Source organism: Fibrobacter sp. UWB12 (assembly GCF_900142485.1).
Lineage (GTDB): Bacteria > Fibrobacterota > Fibrobacteria > Fibrobacterales > Fibrobacteraceae > Fibrobacter.
Window position 1 is genome coordinate 323,351 of record NZ_FRAZ01000005.1, and the last position, 26,494, is coordinate 349,844.

At 47.3% G+C, this 26,494-nt stretch carries 22 protein-coding genes; 11 read left to right on the top strand and 11 right to left on the bottom strand.

The window, feature by feature from the left end:
- The first annotated feature begins 86 nt into the window (after positions 1-86).
- From BUA34_RS09750 to BUA34_RS09775, 6 genes are all read left to right on the top strand, one after another.
- Positions 87-1,001, top strand: a complete 915-nt coding sequence (locus BUA34_RS09750) for a hypothetical protein (protein ID WP_072828905.1) — start codon at positions 87-89, stop codon at positions 999-1,001.
- A gap of 75 nt (positions 1,002-1,076) precedes the next feature.
- Entirely contained in the window at positions 1,077-2,129 is a 1,053-nt protein-coding gene (locus tag BUA34_RS09755; protein ID WP_072828908.1) for an IMP cyclohydrolase, read from the top strand.
- Positions 2,130-2,146: 17 nt separating this feature from the next.
- Positions 2,147-2,602 (top strand): hypothetical protein, encoded by a 456-nt coding sequence (locus tag BUA34_RS09760; RefSeq protein WP_072828910.1) that lies wholly within the window; start codon positions 2,147-2,149, stop codon positions 2,600-2,602.
- Positions 2,603-3,934 carry a methylenetetrahydrofolate--tRNA-(uracil(54)-C(5))-methyltransferase (FADH(2)-oxidizing) TrmFO gene (gene trmFO / locus BUA34_RS09765; protein WP_072828913.1) on the top strand — a complete coding sequence of 444 codons (1,332 nt, stop codon included), beginning with the start codon at positions 2,603-2,605 and terminating at the stop codon, positions 3,932-3,934.
- Positions 3,935-3,937: 3 nt separating this feature from the next.
- On the top strand, positions 3,938-5,329 hold the full coding sequence (locus BUA34_RS09770) for a GntR family transcriptional regulator (protein ID WP_072828916.1): 1,392 nt from the start codon (positions 3,938-3,940) through the stop codon (positions 5,327-5,329).
- A 147-nt stretch (positions 5,330-5,476) separates the two neighbouring features.
- On the top strand, positions 5,477-6,298 hold the full coding sequence (locus BUA34_RS09775) for an FISUMP domain-containing protein (protein ID WP_072828919.1): 822 nt from the start codon (positions 5,477-5,479) through the stop codon (positions 6,296-6,298).
- Positions 6,299-6,571: 273 nt separating this feature from the next.
- Here the strand turns inward: BUA34_RS09775 and BUA34_RS09780 are convergent, their stop codons facing one another.
- The 3 genes from BUA34_RS09780 to gatB all read right to left on the bottom strand — a co-directional run bounded on the left by BUA34_RS09780 (position 6,572) and on the right by gatB (position 9,314).
- On the bottom strand, positions 6,572-7,306 hold the full coding sequence (locus tag BUA34_RS09780) for an IMP cyclohydrolase (RefSeq protein WP_072828921.1): 735 nt from the start codon (positions 7,304-7,306) through the stop codon (positions 6,572-6,574).
- Between the two features lie 137 nt (positions 7,307-7,443).
- A complete protein-coding gene (locus BUA34_RS09785) occupies positions 7,444-7,836 on the bottom strand; it encodes a hypothetical protein (protein ID WP_072828923.1) in 393 nt (130 codons plus the stop codon).
- Between the two features lie 20 nt (positions 7,837-7,856).
- A complete protein-coding gene (gene gatB, locus BUA34_RS09790) occupies positions 7,857-9,314 on the bottom strand; it encodes an Asp-tRNA(Asn)/Glu-tRNA(Gln) amidotransferase subunit GatB (RefSeq protein ID WP_072828926.1) in 1,458 nt (485 codons plus the stop codon).
- Positions 9,315-9,559: 245 nt separating this feature from the next.
- On the opposite strand from gatB, the gene BUA34_RS09795 reads away from it, so the two are divergent.
- Positions 9,560-10,336, top strand: coding sequence for a hypothetical protein (locus BUA34_RS09795; protein WP_072828929.1), 777 nt, complete (start codon positions 9,560-9,562; stop codon positions 10,334-10,336).
- Between the two features lie 10 nt (positions 10,337-10,346).
- On the opposite strand, the gene BUA34_RS09800 is transcribed toward BUA34_RS09795, so the two are convergent.
- Both BUA34_RS09800 and BUA34_RS09805 read right to left on the bottom strand, forming a co-directional pair.
- A complete protein-coding gene (locus BUA34_RS09800; RefSeq protein WP_072828931.1) occupies positions 10,347-10,796 on the bottom strand; it encodes a type II toxin-antitoxin system VapC family toxin in 450 nt (149 codons plus the stop codon).
- Positions 10,789-11,859 (bottom strand): hypothetical protein, encoded by a 1,071-nt coding sequence (locus BUA34_RS09805; protein ID WP_072829089.1) that lies wholly within the window; start codon positions 11,857-11,859, stop codon positions 10,789-10,791. Before BUA34_RS09805 ends, BUA34_RS09800 begins: the two co-directional genes overlap by 8 nt.
- Before the next feature lie 131 nt (positions 11,860-11,990).
- Here BUA34_RS09805 and BUA34_RS09810 point away from each other — a divergent pair, with 131 nt between their 5' ends.
- Entirely contained in the window at positions 11,991-13,592 is a 1,602-nt protein-coding gene (locus BUA34_RS09810; RefSeq protein ID WP_072828935.1) for a hypothetical protein, read from the top strand.
- Between the two features lie 204 nt (positions 13,593-13,796).
- Here the strand turns inward: BUA34_RS09810 and BUA34_RS09815 are convergent, their stop codons facing one another.
- On the bottom strand, positions 13,797-13,994 hold the full coding sequence (locus BUA34_RS09815; RefSeq protein ID WP_014544972.1) for a hypothetical protein: 198 nt from the start codon (positions 13,992-13,994) through the stop codon (positions 13,797-13,799).
- A 141-nt stretch (positions 13,995-14,135) separates the two neighbouring features.
- On the opposite strand from BUA34_RS09815, the gene BUA34_RS09820 reads away from it, so the two are divergent.
- Positions 14,136-14,891: a TatD family hydrolase gene (locus tag BUA34_RS09820; RefSeq protein ID WP_072828938.1), complete on the top strand. Its 756-nt coding sequence runs from the start codon at positions 14,136-14,138 to the stop codon at positions 14,889-14,891.
- Here the strand turns inward: BUA34_RS09820 and mfd are convergent.
- Genes mfd through BUA34_RS09835 form a run of 3 tightly spaced genes read right to left on the bottom strand, consistent with a single transcriptional unit; the run spans position 14,856 to position 20,731 of the window.
- Entirely contained in the window at positions 14,856-18,254 is a 3,399-nt protein-coding gene (gene mfd, locus BUA34_RS09825) for a transcription-repair coupling factor (protein WP_072828941.1), read from the bottom strand. The genes BUA34_RS09820 and mfd overlap by 36 nt on opposite strands.
- Before the next feature lie 19 nt (positions 18,255-18,273).
- The gene (locus BUA34_RS09830) at positions 18,274-19,503 is read right to left on the bottom strand and encodes a hypothetical protein (protein ID WP_072828944.1); all 1,230 of its coding nucleotides are present in this window, start codon (positions 19,501-19,503) and stop codon (positions 18,274-18,276) included.
- A 19-nt stretch (positions 19,504-19,522) separates the two neighbouring features.
- A complete protein-coding gene (locus tag BUA34_RS09835; RefSeq protein WP_139255923.1) occupies positions 19,523-20,731 on the bottom strand; it encodes a hypothetical protein in 1,209 nt (402 codons plus the stop codon).
- A gap of 219 nt (positions 20,732-20,950) precedes the next feature.
- Here BUA34_RS09835 and BUA34_RS09840 point away from each other — a divergent pair, with 219 nt between their 5' ends.
- Together BUA34_RS09840 and BUA34_RS09845 are read left to right on the top strand one after the other, a co-directional pair.
- Positions 20,951-22,453: a RimK family protein gene (locus tag BUA34_RS09840; RefSeq protein ID WP_072829092.1), complete on the top strand. Its 1,503-nt coding sequence runs from the start codon at positions 20,951-20,953 to the stop codon at positions 22,451-22,453.
- Between the two features lie 9 nt (positions 22,454-22,462).
- Complete coding sequence (locus BUA34_RS09845) at positions 22,463-23,746, top strand: glutamate-cysteine ligase family protein (protein WP_072828950.1); 1,284 nt, start codon at positions 22,463-22,465, stop codon at positions 23,744-23,746.
- A 6-nt stretch (positions 23,747-23,752) separates the two neighbouring features.
- Here BUA34_RS09845 and BUA34_RS09850 read toward each other — a convergent pair whose 3' ends face one another.
- Both BUA34_RS09850 and purB read right to left on the bottom strand, forming a co-directional pair.
- Positions 23,753-24,613: a TIGR02172 family protein gene (locus tag BUA34_RS09850; protein ID WP_254794416.1), complete on the bottom strand. Its 861-nt coding sequence runs from the start codon at positions 24,611-24,613 to the stop codon at positions 23,753-23,755.
- Between the two features lie 421 nt (positions 24,614-25,034).
- Positions 25,035-26,477 carry an adenylosuccinate lyase gene (gene purB / locus BUA34_RS09855; protein ID WP_072828956.1) on the bottom strand — a complete coding sequence of 481 codons (1,443 nt, stop codon included), beginning with the start codon at positions 26,475-26,477 and terminating at the stop codon, positions 25,035-25,037.
- Between the last annotated feature and the right edge of the window lie 17 nt (positions 26,478-26,494).

The window sequence follows — 26,494 nt, forward strand, 5'->3', positions numbered from 1 at the left end:
GTAAAAGCGGACTCTTTTTACTATTAAGCAAATTTTTCATCAACAAAATTTGTATTTTCCATACAAATATTTAAGGAGAAATTGACATGAAGAAAATTCTATCCATTATTTTGTTGACTATTACATTCTCCTTCGCGATTAAATGCACAGATGCTTTGCTAAAAATAGCGCCTGCAATATATTACTTGAACCATAACTACATAATAGTTCAAGAAAATTATCTTGACATATTTAGAGAAGACACTTCATATAGGGAAGTCTATATTCATTGGGACGGCACTATTTCCAATCACAAATTTGATTGGTATGAAAACACACGCTTCATTCTTAGATCCCAAAAAGAAGATCCTCCCTACTCACTAAAAACAAATGCTTTGGACGAAGGCGAATCCATTAATTATACCGAGAATAATTCTGCAGGGCACTTGGTATACAACAGATTTAATACTCTAGAAGATAAAATTGCAAAAAAGCCCTCTCCTTACTTTTCTTCTGATATAGCCTTTACAGGAGACACCCTCATTCTAGCTCGGCATAGATTGACTGATGACAAAACCTTTATTAGTAAACTGATCCTAAAAAACGACTCTCTTTTCTATTTAACAATGAGCTTTTACGGAGCATCGCAAGATACAGTTGTCGAACAAGAGACTTCGGATTTTATTTACACAAACAATTCCGAAAACGAGGGACGTTGTATCGAATTTAAATACAACAAGGATTCTCTTAAATTTGTCCTAAATAACGATCCAGAAATCTTACATATCAAAACCTTTACCCAGCATGGTGATTCAATCATATTCGCCAAAGAATATCCCTCCGATTTTAATTCAAAAACTGAATACGTTTTTCTACCCATAGAAAAGGTTCTGGAGAAAGGCGGAACCATAGCAATAAAAAAGAAGAACTTTTCACAGTTCCCCACAGCACGTAAAAATCACTATTACGATTTAAAAGGCCGTACCTATTCAAAACAGATTCCGTATAGGGTGTTTTTCTAAAATCAAAGGCACAAGAACAATCTCCTTCGGCTATTTTTCTATATTTTTTTCGGAAAAATTCACAAAGGAAACGATATGTCCGAAGAATTGAATCTTAAGTTTGTTGATCCCGTGCCGATGCGCTACGGTGAAAACTCCCACCAGTCTGCAGTGTTCTACCGCGACCCGACCTGCACCGAAGCAAACCTCGCTTCTGCAAAGCAGCTCTGGGGTAAGGAACTTTCTTACAACAACATCGTCGATGCTGACGCAGCCCTCGAAATGGCTCGCGAATTCAGCGATGGCAACGCAGTTGTGATCGTGAAGCACATGAACCCGTGCGGACTTGCTACGGGTGAAACGCTCCGCGAAGCTTTGGAAGCCGCTTGGGCTGGTGACCCGGTGTCCGCTTTCGGTTCTGTGATTGCCGTGACTCGCAAGGTCGACCTTAAGACAGCCGAATTCCTCAAGGGCAAGTTCGTTGAAATTTTGCTCGCTCCGGCTTTCGATGACGACGCTCTCGAATTCCTCAAGAACAAGTCTAAGGACATCCGTCTCCTCGAAGTTGGCGAAATCAAGAAGGCAACCGCCTGCAAGGTTTACAAGCACGTGATCGGCGGTATGCTCGTCCAAGACCGCGACATCGGCACATGGGAAAAGTTCGAATGTGTCACGAAGGCACAGTTCCCGAAGAACAAGGAAGACCTCGCCCGCTTCACTTGGCTCGTCACCAAGCATACAAAGTCTAACGCTATCGTGATGTGCTACGAATACAAGCCGGGTTATTTCCAGGTGATGGGTCTTGGCCCAGGTCAGCCGAACCGCATCGACTCGAACCTCCGCCTCTGCCAGCCGCGCGTCCGCGACAACGTTGCTCGCCTCCCGGAAGCAAAGGAATTCTTCGACGAAAACGGCAAGCTCGTGAACGAAGCTGGCCTCAAGGCTCTCGAAAAGAAGGTCTTCGGCGAAGTCGTTATGGGTTCTGACGCATTCTTCCCGTTCCCGGACAACGTCGAAGCCGCACATGATGCAGGCGTTCGCTACATTGTTCAGCCGGGTGGTTCCAAGAAGGACGACCTCTCCATCGAATCTGCAGACAAGTTCGGCATTGCGATGGTGTTCACCGGAATGCGCCACTTCCGCCACTAATTTACTATAAGGTAAGAATGATTCCAGTTTCTCAAAAAGAAACAAACCAAAGAGAGAAGGACCTCTACTATGCGGTCCTCTCTTTCTTAAAGTCTGTACGCAAAGCCGGTAAAACAACCGCCAAGGAATGGAATGAATACCGCTCCAAGTTGACGGGTATTGCCCCCTCGCCCGAAATGAGCAAGGCAACCGACATGTGGACAATGGACAACTTGGATCAATTCCAGCCGGACAAGACGCAACTCCCTCCGTTGAATGACATGGAATCCGTTGCAAGAGTATCGCCCGAGTTTTTGTCACAGTTGTTGGAGGCTTTGTACTACGGCATGCTGAACTTGACTCAGGCGAACCTGATTTCAGATGAAATTCAAGACGCGGATCCGGAATGTGTAAGTACGGCATCCCTTGAAGAATTGTTGGTCAAGCTCTGGATCGGAAACGCGAAGAGCTATAGAAAAATTGTTGTAAATTAAATGAACGAACGAGTACGTGTTATTGGTGGCGGTCTTGCAGGCTGCGAAGCGGCTTTACAATTGGCGAGCCGCGGTTTTCAAGTAGATTTGTACGAAATGCGCCCCAACAGGCAGACGCCCGCTCACAGGGACGGACACCTCGCTCAACTCGTCTGTTCAAACAGTTTCAAGGCCTTAGGCATTACAAGCGCCCACGGCCTTTTAAAAGCGGAACTCACGATGCTCGGAAGTTTCCTCTTGGAATGTGCGCGAGAAGCGGCAGTCCCTGCAGGTGATTCCCTCACCGTGAACCGCGATATTTTTAGCGAACTTGTCGAAAAAAAGATTGCCGAATTCCCGAATATCACGCTCCATCGTGAAGAAGTGACAAGTCTCGAAGGCGATTGCCCGACGCTTGTTGCAGCAGGCCCTTTGGCAAGCGACGCCCTCGCTGATGATATTTTCAAGCGTCTCGGCAGCAACCGTCTGCACTTTTTCGATGCCATCGCACCCGTTGTCGAAACAGACAGCATCGACTTTGACCACGCCTTCTACCGCAATCGTTGGGAAAAAGGCGAAACAGCCGACTTTATCAACTGCCCGCTCGACAAGGAAACTTATACAGAATTTGTGCGCAAGCTCTGCGAAGCCGAAGCTACAGAACCACGTCCGTTCGAAAAGAAGGAACTTTTTGAAGGTTGCCTTCCGGTCGAAGAGATGGCGCGTCGTGGCTACGAAACGTTACGCCACGGGCCCATGCGCCCGATAGGGCTTGGGCTTGGAAACAACGGCCATTTGTGGTATGCCGTGATCCAGCTCCGTGCCGAAAACAAGCAAAAGACGTTGTTCAACATGGTCGGTTTCCAAACGCGCCTCAAGTGGGGCACACAAAAGGAAATCTTTACCATGGTGCCGGCACTGCGCAATGCAAAATTTGCACGTCTCGGCTGCATGCACCGTAACACGTTTATCGAATCGCCCAAGTTCCTCGATAAAACGCTCCGCCTGCGCCCAGAACTCGAATGCGCGAAAGGCATTCCGCCCACATGGTTTGCAGGGCAAATTACCGGTTCCGAAGGCTACACTGAAGCTGTTGCCACAGGCTGGTACGCCGCTTGGAACATGGCCCAGACAATTTTGCATGGGCACGCTGATCCGCTCCCAGAAGAGAGCTGCATTGGCGCACTCATGAACCGCCTTGTCGAAGAAAACGAGGACTTCCAGCCGATGAATTTCAACTTCGGTCTCCTTCCCCTTCAAGACGGTCTCAAGAAAAAGAACAAAAAAGAAATCCTCGCCGGGAACGCAGAACGCGCCGTTCGAGAATGGATTGCAGCCCGTAACATGGCATAAAATATGCGTGACGAGATCAAACAAGCGATTTTGCAGCAAGATCTGAAAGACGGGGAAATGCTCCCGTCTGTACGCAAGCTGATGAAAACGTTTGGAGTCTCGTCGGGAACTATCCAGGGCGTACTCAAGCAACTTTCCGAAGAAGGTCTCATTTACAGTATCCGTGGCAAGGGATTTTTCTGGGGCAAGGCTCCGGATGCCAACGATCTCGCGCAAATGCTTTCGAAAACGGTCCATCGCGAAACCGTGCTCGAACGCCTTGAACGCGAATTTTCAACGGACTGGGAAAAGGGTTTCCTCGACCCGAATAGGAATTTGCCGCTTGCGAAGGAACTCTCCGACCGCTACAACGTCTCGCAAACGATTCTCCGCAAGTTCCTGATTCATAAAGTGAATCAGGGAATTCTCGTGCGCCGTGGGCGCTTATACGCATTCGCCTCCCCGCTCAAAACAAAGACGGTCAAGAATTTCAGCGAGATTTTGTTCGTCACTCGATGCAATTCGTGGGGCGGTTTTACGGCCGAAAGCGAACGTGAACTCGACTTTTTGCGTCTCGTTTACCAGACCGCCGGTGAACAACATTTCAAGCTCATTCTGCTGGGCATCAATGAAGAAAGCGGCAAGCTCATTGACCGCAGCGGAAAAGTCTGCCGTCTGACAGATTATCCGAATGCTATCGGTGCAGTGCTTTCGACACTCTTGGTGCAGAATCCGCACGCGCTTTTGCAGCTCTTTTACGGTGTGAAATACCCCGTATCCGTTTGGTGGGAACACCCGTTGCAGAATATTCCGAGCCGTTTTTTGACGAAAAGCAACTGGGCATTTTTCAACTCGACATTCGGAGAAATTCCGGGATTGCAGGTGGGCAAATACCTTTTGCAAAAAGGCTTCAAAAAGGTCTGCTATTTTTCGCCCTACCACAACAGTTCTTGGTCCAAGGATCGCTTGACAGGCCTCATGAATTCAGGGCTAGAAGTCATTGCATTTACTGATGACGAATACGCAAGCCCGTGGGATTACAAGGAAATTGCAAGACACGAAGTCTCGAGATTTTCCGTCGAATCATACGCACGTAATCTCGTGAAGAAAAAGCTTTTGCAATTCGCCAAGAACGTTCCTATCGATTGCGATTGCTGGGTTTGCGTGAACGATGAAGTCGCAGGACTCTTTTACGAAATTAGCGATGACGGCGATTGCACATTGCCAGGCGACAAGACCGATCCAAACGTTCTTGGATTCGACAACTCTGCCGAAAGCTACTTGTTGCGCATCGCGTCTTACGACTTCAACACCAGCGCACTCATCAAGCAGATTTTCTACTACATCGAAAATCCCGATGGATTCGGGAACAAAAAACGCCTGCACCAGATTCTGGGGCAGGTCATTGAGAAGTAAGTCGGAAGAACTTAGATAGATTGCCGCGCTTTACTCGCGATGACGTTTTCCTCAGTTCTAAACTCAAAACAGCTTCATTTTTTTTAACAAATGTTGCATTTTTTTTACAAATTCTATATTCTTATCATAAATAACAAAGGATAAAGAATGAAAGTAAATTTTTTTGCCTATGGTTTAGCAATTGCTTGCACCTTGGCTGCTTGTGGCGATGATTCTTCTACGAGCCCAAGCACAAACAACTCTGGAGATTCTCAAATTTCAAGTTCCTCAGCAACAGGTGTTCCTGCATCTTCCGCAATAGAAAGCAGCGATTCAAAGGCTAATTCTAACAGTTCTCAAGGAATATCCGCAAATTCCAACGGATTTCCGGCAAACTACAATTCAACAACAAACACATTGACCGACGAACGCGATGGTCAAGTTTACAAGACAGCAAAAGTCGGCAATCAAATTTGGATGGCAGAAAACTTAAGAATAAGCAATAAATATTACGACAAAAGCTGTGGCCCAATGGAAGATCAGCCTCAAGAACCCGATGAAGTTATAAATAAATACGGACGTTACTACTCCTGGATTACCGCCATGCAGCTCCCCTGCAATTATGAAGATGAATGGGCTGCCGAATCAGTCTCAGATTCGGCCTATCATGGTCCACGCCAAGGAATCTGCCCCAAAGGTTGGCACGTACCTTCAACCAGCGAATGGCAAACATTACTGGACCAAGGCCCAGTCAGAAAGTTGCTCTCGACAGAATGGGATTATTCAGGCTATAAGGGAACAGACGATTATGGTTTTTCTTTAACCATCGCAAACGAAAAATACGAGTCATTCCCATGTTTGCAAACAGCTAGCGAAGAAGCATCAAATCAAAACTACATGATTTGCTTCAACACTTATTCCAAAAAGCCCGTTAAGCTAGAACACATCTACAAGCACCAGGAAACATATCTCCGTTGCTTGATGGACTAACAAAATCCACATTGCGGATATCGAAAAAGCGAGCCATAAGCTCGCTTTTTCCGTATAATTCTAAAAGAAGTTGGTAGAACTTAGTCGGTAGAGCAACGTCATTCTGAGTCCGTTAGGACGATATAGAATTGTTAGCAACTTGTTGCTTTACAATTCTTAGGTTCGAAGGAGCAGAATCCAATTATTTCTTGCGAATAATTTTACTGGATCCTTCGACTTCGCTCAGGATGACAGCTCAGGCTGACATTTCGTCTAAGCTCTAAGTTCTAAACTCTACTTATTCTTATTCACGATAATTGTCTTGGCTTCGAAGGTTTCGCGATCAATCCACTTGACCATCAAGGAGACCTTGTTGTCAGCGTTGAGAGCGTCCCAGTAAGCCTTGAGCGTTTCTTCAGCAGTGTTGAAAATCGGCATGAGCTTCGGGAAACCATTGAAAGACGGGATCGGCTTGCCATCGGTTTCGTACGTGCTGATGAAATGGCCAAGACCCGGGAGAGCCTTTTCGAATTCAAACGTCATGCGTTCGCAGCCAGCGTCTTCGCTGTTGTTGCGGCTCTTGAGGATGGAGAGCTTATAGATTGCCGGTTCTGCATTCTTGTAGTGAATGCCGGAAATACGCGGCGTGAAGTTCGGAGCATCGTCTTCGTACTGACGAGTGCGGAGAGCGCTTTCGAACGTGCCACCGAGCTTAATGGCGTTGTAAATCGTGTCCGTCTGGTCGCCGTTCGTGATGATCTGCACGTCCTTCGTATGGCGAGCCGGATAATAAATGATGAGATGCGGGTCCGTGAGCTTGGATTCGTCGAAAGCCTTGGTCTTCATAAAACCAGTATCGGCTTCGATTTCAAACACACGGTTGCGGCTGTTCACGCTGCGACCCATGATCCAGTAAACCTGCACGTATGACTTGCCATCGGCGCTTGTGCCAAGCACGATGCCACGGCCCGGATACGGGTTCTTGGAGAGGTCATTGAAATTCTGTTTTGCTTCGTCTGTGTAATTCATAATTAGTTTTTTAGGTTGTAGGTTTTAGGTTATAGGTTTTAAGTTACTGGTTTCGAAAAAGAATTACGCTCATTGTGCGTTTGTTTTGTGCAGCGAAGCTGCGATTCTTTGCCTAATACCTAACACCTAATACCTATCTACCTTTTGGGATTGTAATTGTTCATCAGGACCATCGCGAGGGCAACGCAGAACATGATTACGCTACCCACAACCACCTGCTGTTTGTGGTCGTATTCGCGCTTGACGTAAGTCGGATTTTCTTCGTTGAGTTCCTGCAAAGTCGGGCCTTTAGCAAGAGTCGAGGAATCTACGCCATAGACCTTTTCTTTTTGCTCTTCGGTCATGTTCAACGTGCTGACGTAAGAACTATCCGAGCGGTCCATCTTTGCAGAGGCTGAGGTCGGGAACACGAGAAAGAGTGCGAACAAAACCACGAGCAACAAACTGCCGTGGATTGCCACGCCCCCACTTCGACTACGCTCAGTGACCTTGGGCTCGCAATGACGCTTTCTCGAATTCGAAAAAAACACTCTTTCGTCTCTCGTCTAAACTAGCCTTCCTTAGCGAGTTTGTCGAGGATCTGGTTCACGAGGCCCGGGTTTGCCTTGCCGCCGGACTTGCGCATGGTCATGCCCACGAGGAAGCCCTTGAGTGCAACCTTACCAGCCTTGAATTCAGCGAACTGAGCAGCGTTGGCAGCGCAGACTTCGCGAACCACGGCTTCGATAGCGGCTGTGTCGGTGACCTGCACAAGGCCCTTTTCCTTCACAATCGTTTCCGGATCCTTGCCCGTTTCGAACATTTCGGCGAACACGGTCTTTGCAATCTTACCGTTGATGGTGTTGTCTGCAATGAGGTTCACGAGAGCGCAGAGCTGTTCCGGCTTGATCTTGAGAGCGGAGAGACCACCTTCAAGGTCCTTCATCTTGGCGAGGAGTTCCGTGATGACCCAGTTAGCAAGCACCTTGCCGTTCTTGCAGTTCTTGGCGGCGGTGTCGTACCATTCGCTCACATCGCGGTCTTCAGTCAGCACCTGGGCATCGTATTCAGAAACACCGAAGTCCTTCATGAAGCGTTCGCGGCGTGCATCCGGCAGTTCCGGAAGGGTGCGGCGGATTTCTTCGACAAATGCCGGGTCGGTCACGAGGCGGACCATATCCGGTTCCGGGAAGTACTTGTAGTCGTGTGCGTCTTCCTTAGAGCGGATCACAATCGTCTTGTCGGCGTTGGGATCATAACGCTTGGTGCACTGTTCGACTTCCTTGCCTGCATCGAGCGTCGATGCCTGGAGGTTCATTTCGCAGTAGAGAGCCTTTTCAAGGTTCGTGAAGCTGTTCAAGTTCTTGATTTCAGCACGGATGCCGAATGGAGCGTCTTCAGATGCACGAAGGGAAATGTTACCGTCGCAGCGCATGTTGCCGTTTTCCATGTTGGCGTTAGAAACGCGCGTGTATTCGAGCGTCTGCTTAATCTTTTTCAAGACGAGCACGGCTTCTTCCGGGCTACGGATATCCGGTTCAGTCACGATTTCGCAAAGTGGCGTACCACAGCGGTTTGCATCGAAATGGCTCTGGGACGGGCTCATGTCGTGGATAAGCTTACCGGCGTCTTCTTCCATGTGGATACGGGTAATGCCCACGCGCTTCTTGGTGCCGTCGGCCTTCACAATTTCGAGCCAACCGTTCTTGCAAATCGGATGGTCATACACCGGAAGTCCACCCGTCTGCGTAATCTGGTAACCCTTCGGAAGGTCCGGGTAGAAGTAGTTCTTACGAGTCCACATGGCGTTCAAATCGATTTCGCAGTTGAGAGCGAGGCCCAAGCGAATGGCGTATTCCACAGCCTTCTTGTTCGGCACCGGCATTGCACCCGGCATACCGAGGCAAACAGGGCAAACGTGCTTGTTCGGGCTTGTGTTCACTTCAATTTCGCAGCCACAGAACATCTTTGTCTTAGTGGCGAGCTGGCAATGGATTTCGAGACCAATAACAGGACAGTAATTAGACATGTTAAACTCCAATAAATTTTACGCGGAAAAGATAGAAAAAGTAGGAAGTAGGAAGCAGGAAATAGAAAGTAATTAGACACTTTTGGCGACCGCTACAGTAAATATGCTACACCGAAAATCCATTTTTTTCGCTTCATAGCCTTGTACGCTATTGAAATTAGAGTGTAGCAAAAATCCAACTTAAATTGGTTTTTCACACTAAAAATTTGTAAATTAGGACAAACTCACTTATAAGATCGAGAAAAATGAAATTCACTAAATTTTTTACATTTATTTGCGTAGCAAGTTTTCTTATCGGTTGTGCGTCCGCTCCACCTAAGCCACAATCCGACTACAAGCTCATTCCCGGTGGTGAAATTATCGGAAAGGCAAACAACTATCGTCCAGCAAACATCAAGTACCAAAAAGTCCCCGACAACGTCCAATACGTTTTGGCAAGTGATGAAAAAGTCATCGAAGCTTACAACAAACTTAAAGCAGACCTTGCAACGGACGACGCAATATTCCAATTCAAAAAAACTTTATATATAAAGCCCGGCGCTTGGGCAAGAATTGACGAAATTCACCAGACAGGCGCGTTTAATAAACGGACTCGCACCTATGACGCGACTATACAAAGCGAGAAATTCAAGTTACGCTACGCCGTCCCCAAAACGGCAAAATCGAGAATGGGCGCATGGAATATTATCAAGCGAGATATCCGCTACCCGGCTTTTTACAGTGCCGAAGCAGGCAGCCCAGAAGCAAATGCACTCAGCGAAATCAGCATCCGCTCCATAAACCCAGAAGAAATGACTACAATTTTTTGGTTTAACCCATTTAAGATTGTCGAACCCACGTTTGTTGTCAACGACAAATATCTTATTGAATTTGACGAGGACGGCAACATAGATATGATAGACTACATTCCCTACTATCTACAATACCAAGACAGAGTCAAAGCGGGGCTCGAAGATTACGAGCAAAAGAAAAAAGAATACGAACAAAAAAAGCTAGAATACGAACGGGCTCAGCAAAAATAATTGCTCTAACTTAAATTTCATCGAGCGTAACGACGAGCGCGTCCGTTGCATCACGGAAATTTGCACATTCCGTAAGGATGCAATCAGCGCCATTCACAAACGCAGTTGCAAGGCGCAAAGCCTCCCCTTCTGTCAACTTGTGATTTGTGCGGGACGCAGCCGCAAAAAGTTCCGCCGCCTTAAGTGAAACGTCAGCATTCACTTCGCAAAGGCGCACATTCGCAGACTTTTCAAAGAATTCGCGGTACTGGCGCGCCAAAACGCCATCATTGGCGCCATACGCTTTCTTGCAAATTTCAAACAACGTCACAGAAGAAACCAAGACCTGCACGTTATTCTCGTAAACGCCGTCCAATACGTCTGAAACAATCGGATAATAATCCGGATGCATCTGGAGGAGTCGTACCAGCGGCCCCGAATCCAAAAACAAAATGCGACTCTGCTCAATCGATTTAATCATCTTCTTTGACGGGTTCGTAAATTTCCATGTAAGCGGCATCGTGACGTTGACCGGAACGCATCATCTTGAAACGCCCCGCTCTCGGATAAAAATACCAATTCATCCACTCACCGCTCATGTCCGTACGCTTCGTTTTAATAGCAATCGGCTTTTCACCATTGTAGAAATCGCGTTTGTGCGGAATCACGCGTTCCATAGCGCGATAAGTATGCACAGAATTCCCCGCACGGCGTTCTACAGTCCCATGTCCATCCTTGCTCCACGTGATGTTCACGATTCCGTGTTCATCCTTAAGGGGTTCACAAGTATCGAACCCACTTGCGCACCACAAGTATTTGGGGAAAGAAAAGCTGTATGAATCCAAATTAAACGTTTCGACAATTCGATTGTTTCCGCGGAACGTAGGATAATTGCCAGCAAGTGTATAACCACCGACATTGTAATCTTCACAACCACGCTGGGCCACGCGGACGACGCGATTAAACACATCTACACCAACAGCGCAGCCTTCTTCCTTATAAACAAAGCGGGCATGGCCATTAATATTTTTCTTTTCGAGGTTTCCCATCTCGATTTCGGCAACATCGTCATCCTTGCCATTCTGCACGATGATGTTAAAACGATTTGCATTGCTCGGAGAACTCTTCAACACAACACGTCCTGTTTCAGAAACGTATTCGCCGCTCAAGTCCGCATATTCCTGCATAAAGCGATCCAGTTCCGAACGCTTTACCCAAACATCACCAAACTTGCAGTTCACCGGAACATAACGAGGCGGAGCCTTCGGTTCCACTTCTTCGTACGTTACAACACGTTGTTTCTTGGTGACCGTTTGCATTTTTCCGTTTGCACCACGAACTTTTTCTTGCACATCCACAAAACTTTCGTGTTCAATACGGTCTTTCGGAATCGGGAGTTCCTTGATAGCATCCGAAGACGTAAGGTAACCGAGCGACCGCCTTTCGTCTATTTCACCATTAATTTTCTTATAGACATCCAATTTCATTTGGGCGAACGCGCTCGCCGTAAATAGAACCAACATCACCAACAAGATTTTTTTCAAAACAACCACCTCTTTTGGATATTTAAATTAGATTAATGGGGACATTATATGTAGTAAAAAAAAGATTATGTTAATTTTACTAACATTTAAATGAGTATTTAAACATGAGTTTAACATCAAGGAGATCTCAAATGAAGAAAATGTTTCTTGCTAGTTGCTTACTTGCAGCATCCGTTTTTGCCGCTCCATCGGCAGAAGATGTAAAGGCAGCAACTGAAAAGCCGGCTGTAGAAGCTAAGGCTGCAGTAACTAAGGCTAAGGCCGTCACAGCCAAGAAGAAGGCTAAAGTCGAAAAGGCCAAGGCCGATGCTACTCAGGCTGTCGAAGCAACAAAGGCAGACGCCGCAGCCAAGACTAAGGAAGCAGCAAAGGCTCCGGAAGCCGCTAAGGCCGCTGTTGCAGACGCAAAGGCAACTGCAACTGACGCAAAAGCAGCTGCTGTAGACGCCAAAGCCGCAGCAACCGCCGATGCAAAGGCTGCCGCAACCAAGGCTCAAGAAACCGTCAAGGCTACAGAAGCTAAGGCAGAAGCCACTAAGGCCGAAGCTACCGCCGCAGTCGAAGCTAAGGCTGCAGAACCTGTTATTCCGGCAATCGCACCGACTGAAGCTCCGAAGGCAGAACCCGCTCCGGTCGCCGAAGTCAAGGCTCCGGTCGCACCAGCCCCCGTTGTAGAACCGGCACCTGTAGCAGCTCCGGTTGCTGAAGCTCCGGCAGCAGAAGTTGCAGCCGCTGAACCGGCAACCACAGAAAACCGTAAGAAAAAGAAGATGATCGAAAATGCGGTCTTCACCGTTAACGAAATCAACTTCGACATCAACGCAGACTTTGAACTCGAAGCAGGCAAGGTATTCTGGACATCTGAAGACGATGACAATTCCAACAACCTCGAAAAATGGAGCGGCCAAGCTAACTTCGCAATCCTCGCCGAAACAGAAGACTTCAAAGGCAAGCTTGCTCTCGCCTTCTACCCCGGTGATTTGAAGACCGATAGCGACAATCACAACTTGGGCTCTGCAGAAGACTACTTTTCTCTCGACGAAGCATGGGCTTACCAGAGCAAGGGTCGCTTCAGCTTCAAGCTCGGTCGTTGGGACAACACGGACAAGAATGGTGACTACTTCGGTGGCTACATCGATGGTTACATGAACGGCTTCCTCTCCACACAGGATCCGGAAAACCAGTTTGAATTCGGATTTGCTCCGAACGAAAACATTGACATCGCCCTTTCCTTCATCAGCAAGGCAACTTATCTGAACAAGGGTGACCTCCGCCTCGTGTTCAACTTCCACGATCTCCCGAGCCTCGAAATGTTCGATATCCAGCTCGGCTACCGCAGCAACATTTTCGACAAGGTTCACGATAGCGACATCGACATTATCCACAATGCTTCTTTGAAGGTCCGCGCACCGATTATCCCGGACTTCCTCACTGTATTCGGTGAAGTCGCCCTCATGGATATGTCTAACGACCTCGTTGCCCCGCTCACGGGTGGTGTCGAATTGAACTTCAAGACGGTCGATCGCGTTATTCTCGAAGCTGAATTCGTTCACAACCGTCATAACCACAGCGACTTTATCGGCAGTAAGACAAAGCATGTCAAGGATGTTCTCGGAGCACTTTATCTTGAAAAGGCTCTCACGGACCGCTTCTCGCTCTCCGCTGGCTTCCACAGCTACGGTGCATCTAAAGACTATATGCTCTCTGGCAACTTGATTGGTAGAATAAACTAAGGAGACCGCTCGGCTCTTGAGCGATACAAGACTCCGTCTTCGCCTCGCTCTCACAACCGCCCCAGTTTAATAACTGGGGCTTTGTTGTTCACAAAAAAAAGCTTAAATATTTTTTACTAAAAAAAATCCTGCGAGTTCATCGCAGGATTTTTTTTGCAATTACAGTTTACTGTCTACAGCCGACAAACAACTGCGGCAAAGCCACTAGAAGCCCTTGCGTTCCAAGTCGAGCAAAAGCGCCTGGAGAGATTCTTCGACCGAAGCACGGAAGCTATTCGATCCAAGGCTGCAACTTGCAACGACTTCGTTACCGGATGAAATTCGAATGACATCAAAGCCATTTTCGGATGTAAAGCAGACAGTCAAACCTTTATTCAGAGCTTTTTCGAGTAAATCGCGCATAGCGACTCCTTTAATGAGATGTTCAAAAAACTTGGGTTGGCGCACCAACAAACTTAAACTAGGCTTTTTTGCACCAAAAAACAAGCAAATAATTTTGAAATTCGATTATTTCTTTGTATTTTATGAATGTAGGGGGATTTTATGTTCGATTTTCACATTCATTTAGCACGACTACCCCATCCAAAGCAGTTGACGCAGCTGCTTTGTAATAAGAATTATGACTTTATTGCGATTGCATGCGAACCATGGGAATGGGAAGAAGTCGCTCAGCTAAAAAAGGAATTTTCGACAGAAATCAAACCTTTTAAGGCGGCTTACGGCATCCACCCAATGATAGCGATGCAAGCAAACGACGAAATGTTTGCAAAATTGCAAAAACAACTACAAGAAGACGAACATGCCATGGTCGGCGAAGCGGGTATCGACAAGCGATATCCGGGCTACGACAATGGTACCCAAGACAAGATTTTCTTAAAGCAAGCCAAACTAGCCCTAGAACTCAAACGGGATTTGCAAATTCATTGTGTCGGGGACTATATGCGGGTACTAAATCTTTTGATAGATGCAGGCTTTCCGCAAGACATTTCACAAGGTCACGAAGTGGGTGATTTACACGTGCTGCCGCGAATTCAAGAAGCACCACGCCCCATATTCCACCGTTTTGGCGGAGATGCTAATTTTGTAAAAAAAGCCCTACCCTACGGTTCGCTCTTTTCGTTGCACGAAGACAGCTTCCGCAAAAAAACAACTGCGGCAGCCATTCCGCATATACCTCAAGAACGAGTGTTCTTTGAAACCGATGCCGATGAATCTTTCTTGGAACCCGAAAAACTTGTTGAAGCCCTCGAAAATCGTCTAGAATCAGTTCGGTGCGCCTACGCCAAGTGCCGTGAGTAACGGATCCGCTGACCTGACGGTCGCCGCCTGAACTTGAATACTTGCAAACGCTCGGAACACGTCGAGCGTCTTTTTTGCCATTTCCACAGGAGTCCCGCGCCCGACTTCGAACACGGCCTGCAACGGAGACATTCCCAAGTAACGCATACCACAAGTGCAAAGGCTGCTGATTTCGCCCAGCACGCGCGGGTCTGGCGACGGCGTTTCTGCAAATGTAGCGACAATGACACCCTTACGGAGCGCAAGTCCCTGGATGCGCAAACGACCTGCCAAAAGTCCAAGTTCGGTCACGAGTAAAAGCATCTTTGCCGGTGTCGGCACAGGGCCAAAGCGGTCTTGCAATTCGCTTTCGATGTTCTGCACATCCGCCTGCGACGTGATTCGGGCAATACGCTGGTACAGCGAAATTCTCGTGAGGCCGTCTTCCACATAATCTTCGGGAAGGTAAGCATCCACACCGATTTCCACACGCGGTTGTATTGGCTTTTCGAGAGCGCCGCCGCGAAGCATTTCAACCGCTTCGCGCACCAAGCGCACATACGTTTCAAAGCCGACTTCGGCAATAAAGCCATGTTGTTCCTGACCGAGCAAGTTGCCCGCCCCACGAATTTCAAGGTCGCGCATAGCAAGCTGATAACCACTGCCGAGATCAGTAAACTGCTCCAAAGCCTTGAGGCGTCGCATGGATTCCTGCGAGATTTCACCACGTTGCGGAATGACGAGGAACGCCTTGGCCAAGACGCTACTGCGGCCCACACGGCCACGCATCTGGTAAAGCTGGCTAATGCCAAAGTGGTGCGCGTTCATGATGATAATCGTGTTCGCGTTCGGAACATCCAAGCCAGATTCAATAATGCTTGTACTCACAAGAATATCGAACTTGCGCGAAAGGAAGGCATCCATCACACGTTCAAGTTCGTGGTCTTCCATCTGGCCGTGAGCCACAGCGACCTTCGCTTCGGGAGCCATTGCTTCGATATCTTCGGCAAGCTTTGTAATCGTCTGCACACGATCGTTCACCACGAACACCTGACCGCCACGAGCGAGTTCATCGAGAATCGCATTTTTCAAAACTTCGTCATCGCGCTGCATCAGCTTCGTTTCGACCGGCAAGCGGTTAATGGGCGGCGTATTAATAAGCGAAATGTCGCGAACGCCCGTCATGCTCAAATGCAGCGAGCGCGGAATCGGCGTTGCACTCATGCTGAGCGTATCGACGGCAAGGCGAAGCTGGCGCAATTTTTCTTTTTGCTTCACGCCGAACTTTTGCTCTTCATCAATAATCAAAAGTCCGAGGTCTTTGAACTCACCCTTATTCGACAAAAGCGCATGCGTTCCAATCACAATGTTCACGGAACCGTCTGCAATTTGCTTGAAAATTTCCTTCTTTTCCTTCGCGCTCTTGTAGCGGTTCATCAAGGCGATGTTGACCGGATAAGCGGCAAAGCGTTCGCAAAAGTTTTCGTAATGCTGTGCCGCAAGAATCGTCGTCGGCACGAGAATCGCAACCTGCTTGTTCGAAGCAACGCACTTGAACGCTGCACGCATCGCAACTTCGGTCTTTCCAAAGCCCACGTCACCGCAAATCAAGCGGTCCATCGGGCGGCGGCTTTCCATATCGCGTTTGATGTCGGCCGTAGCACGGAGCTGGTCTGGCGTCGGATCGTATTCGAACGATTCCTCGAATTCTTTTTGCATGTTGCCATCAGGCGGGAATCCAAAGCCTTCGACGAGTTCGCGTTTCGCATAAAGTTCCACAAGGTCACGCGCAATCTTGATGACTTTTTCCTTGACGCGTTTCTTGATGTTTTCCCAAGTCTTGCTGCCGAGGCGGTCGAGCTTGGTTTCCACATCGTCCGAGCGGTCGAGGCGTTCAATCTTCTGCAAGTCCGATACAGGGAACTTCAAACGGTCGCCGCCATCGTATTCGAGCAACGCGCAGTCGACCATACCACCGTTGACTTCTACACGGACAAGCCCCAAGTAGCGACCAATACCGTGGTCTTCGTGCGCCACCAGGTCACCGCGATTCAGCGATTCCACCATCAACGCATTCGTCACCGAGCCCGCAATCTTGTGCTTGCGAGCCTTATTTGCATGACGATTTAAAATTCTTGATTCCGTGAGAAACGCCACATTATCGTCTTCGAGCCAAAAGCCTTCGCTCAAGTTTCCGATAAAATAATCTTCGACCGGCAAGCCATCAAAAATTTCACGCAAGCGGTTCACGCCGCCAAGCGTTTGGGCCATCACATAGACACGACCGCCCTTGTCGTAAAATTCTTCAATTTCTTTGGCAACCGCATCCGTACCGTTCGAGGTAAAATCTTGCGAACGCATGTGCATCTCATGCCAGTTGCCGTCATCCACCTTGACACGAGTCATATCTAGCGACGCACGGCCTACGAACAAACGCGAAAGTTCGCCAATTTTGAACCAAATATCCGCAGGGGCTGCAATTCCTGCATCAGTCACACGAGCTTCATCATAAGCGCCTCGGAACGCACCATACATCTTCGAAGCCGTTTCCGAAAGCAACGAAAGTTCTTCAAAGACAAGCGATGCACGCGGCATGTAATCCAAGAGACTTGCCACCAAACGCTGGTGATTCGGACGATGCCACCAAAGCGATTCTACAGAACATTCCTCACCCGCCATCACCGATTCAGGTACCGTAAATTCACCCATCGGGAAAAATTCAATATGCGTCATCTGCTCCAGTGAACGCTGCGAGAAAATATCAAACGCGCGAATGGACTCAATTTCGTCGCCGTAAAATTCAATACGGATCGGGTGCGGATAAAGCAAGCAGTTCACATCGACAATGCAACCGCGAATAGAAAACTCGCCCACGCCGCTCACCATCGGCTGTTCCGTAAAACCGTGATCAAGAAACCACGGGCGCAAAGACGAAGGTTCCAGTTGGTCGCCCACGCGAAGCGTACGCACCTGGCGCATAATATCACCCGGTTCCGGGAGTTTCATCAAGAACGCATCGAGCGGACAAACAACAACAAAAGGCTTTTCGGTATGCGAAACATCGCGGAAGAACTTCAAGCGTTCTTCAAGCACGCCCTCAAACGGCACCTTGATTTCGTAAGGTTTCAAGCCGAGCGACGGGAAAAAACGAACAAACTCCTCGCCCACCATGCTTTCGAGATTCTCGACCCAGACTTCGGCACTGCGGTAATCCTTCGCAATCACTAGAATGTTCTGCGGACTTTTCAAGAAGCGGTTCGCGACCATCATCGAGGCAAGCGGAACCGACGCGCCATTGACGTGAATGGCCTCGTTATCAGCATTTTCAAAAAGCGAAATCGCAGGGAACGAATTTTCTTGAAGGAATTCCGAAATGGTAAGCATAGAGGGAAATGTAGAAAAATTACCAAAAATGGAAGCCTACACCGAGATAGAATCTATGCTTAGAATGTTTTTTATAATCATCGGCTTCACCACCATTTTCACCATATTTAAACACATACTTCGCCTTAAGAGATAAATAGCCCCCTATTGGAGCATCATGTCCCATTTCAGAGATCCATGGTCTAAATTCAAATTGCAAGCCCGCCATCCAAGTATTGTATCCCCCCACAAACGGAACTATCTTGAACAATTTATTTTCAAAAACATCTACTCCAAGCAAGACATTCCAACCATCCAGAAAATCAGGATCCTGCCCATGATTAGCCGTTAAAATAAAACGTTTATATTGAAGAACAATATTCAATTCACAATCGGAATTTGACGGACTGATAAAAAATTCTCCGCCGATGCCTCCAGTATATAAACGATCCAAATAGTAATGCTGACGTCTAAAATCTCTTTTACGGGTTTGATTTGCCAAATGTCTGTGCTTTATAGCCCAACTTCTAAACTCCGAATCGGGATAATTATTTTGGAAACTAGCAAACATGGAAAACAACGAATCGTAATAAACAGAATCCTTATCAACGAAATCATCCTTCCAAACGCCATAACGCATTTGATAAATTTCATCTCTTTGAGCACATAAGTCAGACATTCTTCCTTTTTTTACCTCTTCCGCAAAACAAGCGACAGACTTATTTTTGATAACATTACGCGAAAACTCCATTTTCATCAATTCAGCCAAATCCTTGAATTCTTGGCTTATATCCGAATTCGAAATGCGATTCAACTGTTCCTGAAGAACGTCCCGATTTGTCAAATCCATATTCGCATCAAGAAATTCGATTAGCTTGTCGTCGAATGCAGAATACCATTGTTTTTTGTAATAAGAAAGATGGTACCCATCTCGATGAGAGTACATGTGTTCATCATAATCTCGAACAAGCGTGACAATCGCCGAATCCAACTGGTTCGTCAAAAAATAAATCTGCAAGAGTTCGTATTTGTCCAGTGCATAATCGCCATAAGCTGAATCCGTTAAGCCCTTGACATAACGCATAGTCGATTCGACATCGTTTGCTTGGAGGCTTGCCAGCAAAGAATCTCGGGTGTCGGCAAGAAACTTTTTCTTCGCATCATCAAGCTTTTCGATAAATGCTCTCCGAGCGGCCTTTTCTTCTTGTAAAGGCGTCCCCGCAAAAGCTAAAACATTCAGCAGCAAAACGAATAAAAGACAAATTCTCATAAACACTCCCCAAAAACATTTACCAGATATGGAAGCCTACGCCGAGATGAAAAAGGTTCCTAAGCTTCTTTTTTGTTTCTTCATCTTGCCGGTTAATATACTCACTACCATACAATAATTCATACCTTACGTTTATAGTCAAATACGAACCAATCGGCACTTCACGTCCCAACTCAGAAATCCAGGGTCTGAATTCAAATTGCAAGCCACCACCCAAAGGGTTATGCTCAAATTTATTAACCACAGTCATTACAAATGGGAATGTCTTAATATACCTAGACTCATAAGCTTCTAAACCCATATAAACAACATACCCATTACAAAGATTATCATGTTTCCAATAACCAAACCCCAAAATAAATCTTTGAATTTGAACGACTCCATTTATTTGATACCCACTACCGATAGCATGGAAAAATTCTCCACCTATACCACCTGTATAGTAAAATTCTTTGTAATAATACTTACGTTCATACTCATAATCACGAGAAGCTTCAATCTGCTCCAGTTGTTGCGTTATCCAGAGATTTATCCAGAGATTAAATTCTGATTCAGGATATTTGTTTTGGAATGCGATCAATTTTTCTTTCAAGGAATCAAAAGAAAGAGTATCATTTTTATCAGAAGAACCATTACCCCTGCCATACCCGCGAAAACGGCTTTGTTGAATAGAATTTCTTTTTATCTCATTATCCAAGCCATAATACTGCATACGTGTATTGTTATAGCCCAGATCTTTCAATATAACAATCAACAAATTGGCGAAATCCCTATATTCCTGCTTAGCCGAACCTTCAAATATGAGCTTTAACTGTCTCTGCAAATTGGCTCTTACCCGCAAAGAATCCAATAATTCATCCTCAAATGCTGAAAATGGAGCATCAGCACTACAATCCCAAACACCCTCATAACTTTTATTAATAAAATGGTAATGTTCTCTTACCAGAGTAACTAGAGTCGAATCATACTGATTCATCCAAAAATAAATTTGTATAAGTTCATAATTGTCCAAAGCACGTTCGCCATAACCAGAATTTTTCAGTACAGAAACATATCGGAAAACTTCACTCGAATCCTGAGCCTGCAAGGCAGATAATAAAGAATCTCTAACATTTGCCAAAGTCTGTTTTTCAGGAGAATCGGTAAAAGCGGGTAACAGACGAATGTTACAGTCATTTGCAAAAACAATAACATTCAACAGCAAAACAAATAAAAGACAAATTCGCATACGCATATAAAATAAGATACAATTTTTTTCGTAAAAAACAGCGTTTTTAGGGACTTAACGGTCGTAACACCCTCTTTTTATATGTTTTATTTTAACCTTTTCCACGCCTTACTTTACAATTCTTGAAATATTGAGCTATCTTTATAAGGTCAAAAAGCAAAGAGGTTTTTGGCACGCACGACGCAACTTCGCCATGAAGACGCCGCACGTGCAAACATTATGAAAAAAATAATTGTCGTGAACACGCCAAAGAATTGGAAGTTTCACATTCCCGAAGCCGAAATTGTCTCGGCAAAAGACTACCTTACTAATCCAGAATTTACAACACAAAAAAACGTTCGCGTTTTCAACTTGTGCAAGGACTACAGCTACCAGAGCAAGGGCTATTACGTAAGCCTGCTTGCCGAAGCGCGTGGACACAAGGTCATCCCGAACGTCAAGAACATCCGCGACTTCAAAGCCCCGGCAGTCGTGAAAATCATCAGCGATGAAATCGATGAACTGATCCAGAAGAGCCTGCACAAGCTGACGGGCACGGAATTCGTGCTTTCCATTTACTTTGGGCAAAACGTCAGCGCGCAATACCTAGAACTTTCGCAGGCACTTTACCGCGTTTTCCAGGCACCACTCCTGCGTGCAAAATTTGTCTTCAAGCAAAAATGGTTCATCCAGTCTATCCGCCCGATTAGCGTTGACGAAATTCCTGAAACGCACAAAGAAATGGTGGACCAGTTTGCCATTGAATATTTCCAGAAAGACCGCTATGTCTCCCCCAAGACGGAAGACTACGTGTATGACCTCGGCATTTTAACGAATCCTGAAGAAGTGGAACCGCCGAGCAACAAGGAAGCCATCCAGCTCTTTATCGAAGCCGCGCAAGATACCGGTTTCCGCGTGGAAATGATTACCAAGACGGACTACCACCGCGTCGGTGAATTTGATGCCATCTTCATTCGTGAAACGACAAACGTCAACCACCACACATACGCATTTGCACGCCGCGCCCAGAGCGAAGGCATCGCCGTCATTGACGATCCCGACAGCATTTTACGTTGTTCAAATAAAGTTTATTTGCAAGAATTGATGACGGTCGGCAAGATTCCGGCTCCGAAGACGATTATCGCCCACAGCGAAAACCGCCATACGCTCGCCAAGGAAATCGGATTCCCGATGGTCATCAAGACGCCTGATTCCAGCTTCAGCATGGGCGTCAAAAAGGCGAACAACAAGGAAGAACTCGAAAAGATTCTCGACACGATGTTCGAACACAGCGACTTGCTCATCGCTCAAGAATTTACGCCCACGGAATTTGACTGGAGAATCGGCATTCTTGACGGAAAACCGCTCTTTGCCTGCAAATACTACATGGCGAAGGACCACTGGCAAATCTACAACTGGGATAGCAAGGACAAGAACGAGGTCTGCGGCAAGTGGGATTGCCTGCCGATTGAAAGCGTCCCCCACGGTATCGTGAAAACGGCGCTCCGCGTCGCAAGCCTTATTGGCAACGGCCTTTACGGCGTGGACCTCAAGGAAATCAACGGTCATCCGGTTGTGATTGAAGTGAATGACAACCCGAGTATCGACCACGGTATCGAAGACCAAGTTGGCAAAAAGAAGATTTATCTCGCCATCATGAGAAGCCTGCGCCACCGCATCGAAGACCGCCAAAACGCAGCACAACAAAAAGTACTCCAACACGAAAGGGATATGTTTTTATAGGGGTCAATCATGAGCAATTACAAACTTTGGGAACGCTTCGGCGTTGAAATGGAATTCATGATTGTCGATCGCGACACGCTCAACGTGCTGCCTCGCGCCGATGTCCCGCTCGGAAAAGATAAAGACGGCAATCAGCTTTCGGACATTGAATACGATGATATCGGACTTTCGAACGAACTTGTAAGCCATGTGTTGGAATTCAAATGCGCTCATCCCAAGTCCACATTTGACGGACTTGGCAAGCGATTCTTCCACGAGATTCGCCGCGCAAACAAGAAACTCGAAAAGATCAACGCCATGCTTTTGCCGAGCGCCTGCCACCCCTTCATGGACCCGGCAGAAATGCAACTTTGGCCGTACGATTGCCTCGACATTTACCAGACTTACGACCGCATTTTCAACTGCAAAGGCCACGGCTGGGCAAACCTGCAAAGCACGCACCTGAACCTTTCCTTTGACGGTGACGAAGAATTTGGCGAACTCCATGCGGCCATCCGCCTGCTTTTGCCGCTAATCCCCGCCATTGCCGCCAGCAGCCCGTATCTCGACGGCAAATACACCGGCTACCGCGACGCCCGCATCGAAGTTTATCGCCACAACCAAGACAAGGTCCCTGAAATCACAGGCCAAGTCATCCCGGAACAGGCTTACAGCTACGACGAATACAACAAGATGATTTTTGATAAAGTCAAGAAGGCTATCGCTCCGTACGATACCGAACACTTGCTCAATCATTTCTTCTTGAACAGCCGTGGTGCCATCGCCCGCTTTGACCGCGGAGCCATAGAAATTCGCCTTGTCGATATTCAGGAATGCCCGAATGCAGACATCGCCATCGTCGAGCTTGAAATCGCAACACTCAAGGCCATTGTGAATGGCAAATTCGCGGCATCTCGCGAAAACGCATCCGCCGCAAATTCCGTGCCGCACACGCTCAAGGAATACCGCGAATTCTTGCGTAACTTCGACACGACACGCCTCGCCGAACTCCTCACCAAAACCACGAAGGACGCCGAAAACGCCCAAATCGATTGGCAAGAATACCTCTCCGTATTTGGCATGGATTCCGCAGTTACCGCCGGCGACATCTGGAAGCACATCTACAACGTCGTGAAAAACGACCTCACCGAAGTCTCGCAGAGCTTCATGGAAAAAATGCTCGAACGCGGAACGCTCTCCAGTGCCCTCTACAAAGTGCTCGGCGACTCCCCCGCCCACGAAGCTTTTGTCATAGAATACAAAAAATTAGCCGATTGCCTCGCGCACAACCGGCTCTACGGAATTGACGAATAAATTCGCTTACAATCCCAAGTCCTTTTTAGCTACCTGGAAATTCATTTCCAGGTATTTTAAATTTGCATCTTCGGCCATCAAATGCTCAAAATCGAGAATCGGGAACAATACATACGGCTTGACGCGAGTATCCACCGCCGCCAATTTTTCCGGAGTATCTGCACCAAAGTAATACTTCGCAAACACGTCCCAGCACTTGCGCATCATCGCCGCATTCATGTAATGCGTCGCCAAAAGAAAATCATCCGGCAAATAATGGCAGAAATAATAATAGCACCCCAAATCATAAAGCGGGTTGCCGCAAGCAAATTCACCCAAATCGATAAAGTACGCGCCATTGTCATTGACTATTAAGTTGCCCGTCTGCATGTCACCATGGACGCAACGAGAAACCTTTGGCGTTTCCTTGATGAGGTTACGCGCAAATTCCTTGACGTTCTCAGGGAACATCTTGGATTGTTCGAGCAATCGCGAATACTTTTCCTCCGCATCTTGGAACGTGCCAGGAATGCACGACGTAGAATGCAGCTTTTTGCAATGCTCTGCAAAAACCTTGATGTATTCCTCAAGATGTTCGGGATTTTCGCCCACACATTTCGAAATCGAGCGTTTCCCCACGATGCGTTCATAAATCAGGCCCAAACGACCGTCCTGTTCGACAATATCGCCCACATGCGGCGTTGGGATTCCAAGTGAAACCACTTTCCGGCAAATATCCTGCTCGCGGAGCAATTCCTCCTTCGTCGAGCAAAACCCCGGAAAACCCAATTTCAGCATCCATTTGCCATCCGGACTATTGTAGTTCTCGGAATTGTGACGATTGCTGAACATCGTCCATTGTGATAAATCAATTTTCTCCATAAGCATAAAATAACCTTTTAGGGGCAAAAAAGAACAAAAAAAACGTACCTTAGCCTATTTATCCCATATTTCTCAAAAGGCTTTTAACGTGAACAAAATCACACCGTGATATAATTCACACAGAAAATATCGCCATACTAAATATATTTGAAGCAACAAAAGGAAAAAGGAGGGTATATGGAGACAAATAGTCGCAGCAACGAAGGCGATGATTACATTCCGCCATTCAAACCGTAAACTACTTATCTACCTACAGTGCAAAAAAAAACGAGCCCGAAAGGACTCGTTTTTTTTTTGCCATCAAAATCGTATTAATAACAATCAATTTGTCTTAGTGCCTAGCGAGACAAAGAATCCGCGACCGAAGGCGTACAAGTCGTACGTCGAGAGTCGCGGTGATGCCGTATCGCGACGGCAATAAGGCAAATTAAACCTTAAGTTCGCCGGCGTCGATATTAGCCCAGTCCTTCACGGCTTCAATAGCCGGACGAACTTCTTCGGTCACGAACTTCACAACCTGTCCCGGAGCGCGACCCACAAACTTGCGGAGGTCGAGGATTTCCTTGAGCTTTTCTTCAGTAATGCCGAGCTTCTGGAACTTTTCGTTCTTCAAGACGCGTTCGAGCAAGTCATTGTCCTTGCCCTGTTCCTTCACGACCTTGCCAGCTTCCATGGACATCACGCGGATTTCTTCGTGGAGTTCCTGACGGTCGCCGCCATTCTTCACGCCTTCCATGATGATGTTTTCAGTTGCCATGAACGGGAGTTCAGCCATGATGCGCTTTTCGATGACCTTCGGATAAACGACGAGGCCGTTGGTAACATTTTCTGCGATGATGAGCATGGCGTCCATAGCGAGGAATGCTTCCGGAATGGCGAGGCGCTTGTTGGCGCTGTCATCGAGCGTACGTTCGAACCACTGCGTTGCCTGCGTGAAGGCGGTGCTGTTCACCTGGGCCATCACGAAACGAGCGAGGGAGCAAATACGTTCGCTACGCATCGGGTTACGCTTGTAAGCCATGGCGCTGGAACCAATCTGAGTCTTTTCGAACGGTTCTTCGACTTCCTTCACGCCCTGCATGAGGCGCATGTCGGTAGCGAACTTGTGCAGAGACTGAGCAATGGAGCTGAGCACCTGGTTCACACGGTTGTCCCACTTACGGGTGTAGGTCTGACCGGTGATGGTAAGCACGCGCTTGAAGCCAGCCTTGGCAGTCACGCGGCGGTCAAGTTCCATGATCTTTTCTTCGTCGCCATTGAACAGGTCCATGAAGCTAGCCTGTGTACCGGTCGTGCCCTTCACGCCGCGGAACGGAAGCACTTCGATGAGGAAGTTCAATTCTTCAAGGTCGATGAGCATGTCCTGGAGCCAGAGGCAGGCGCGCTTGCCGACGGTCGTGAGCTGGGCAGCCTGGAAGTGTGTTGCACCGAGCTGAGCCATGTCCTTGTATTCCATGGCAAACTTGGAAAGCTTGTCCATCACGCGACAAAGACGCTTGCGCACGAGGATCATAGCCTGCTGCATCTGGATAAGGTCGGTGTTGTCGCCCACGAAAGCAGACGTTGCACCGAGGTGGATGATGCCCTTGGCCTTCGGGCACTGAACGCCGTAAGCATAAACGTGGCTCATCACATCGTGACGGCGGCGCTTTTCTTCTTCTTCGGCAACTTCGAAGTTAATGTCCTTTTCGTGGGCCTTCAGTTCATCGACTTGCTCCTGCGTAATCGGGAGGCCGAGTTCCATTTCGGATTCGGCGAGATAAATCCACAGCTTGCGCCAAGTCTGGAACTTGTACTGCGGGCTGAAGATGAAACTCATTTCCTTGCTGGCATAACGCTTGATAAGCGGGCTTTCGAATTGATCACGCATGATTCTATCCTTTTTTA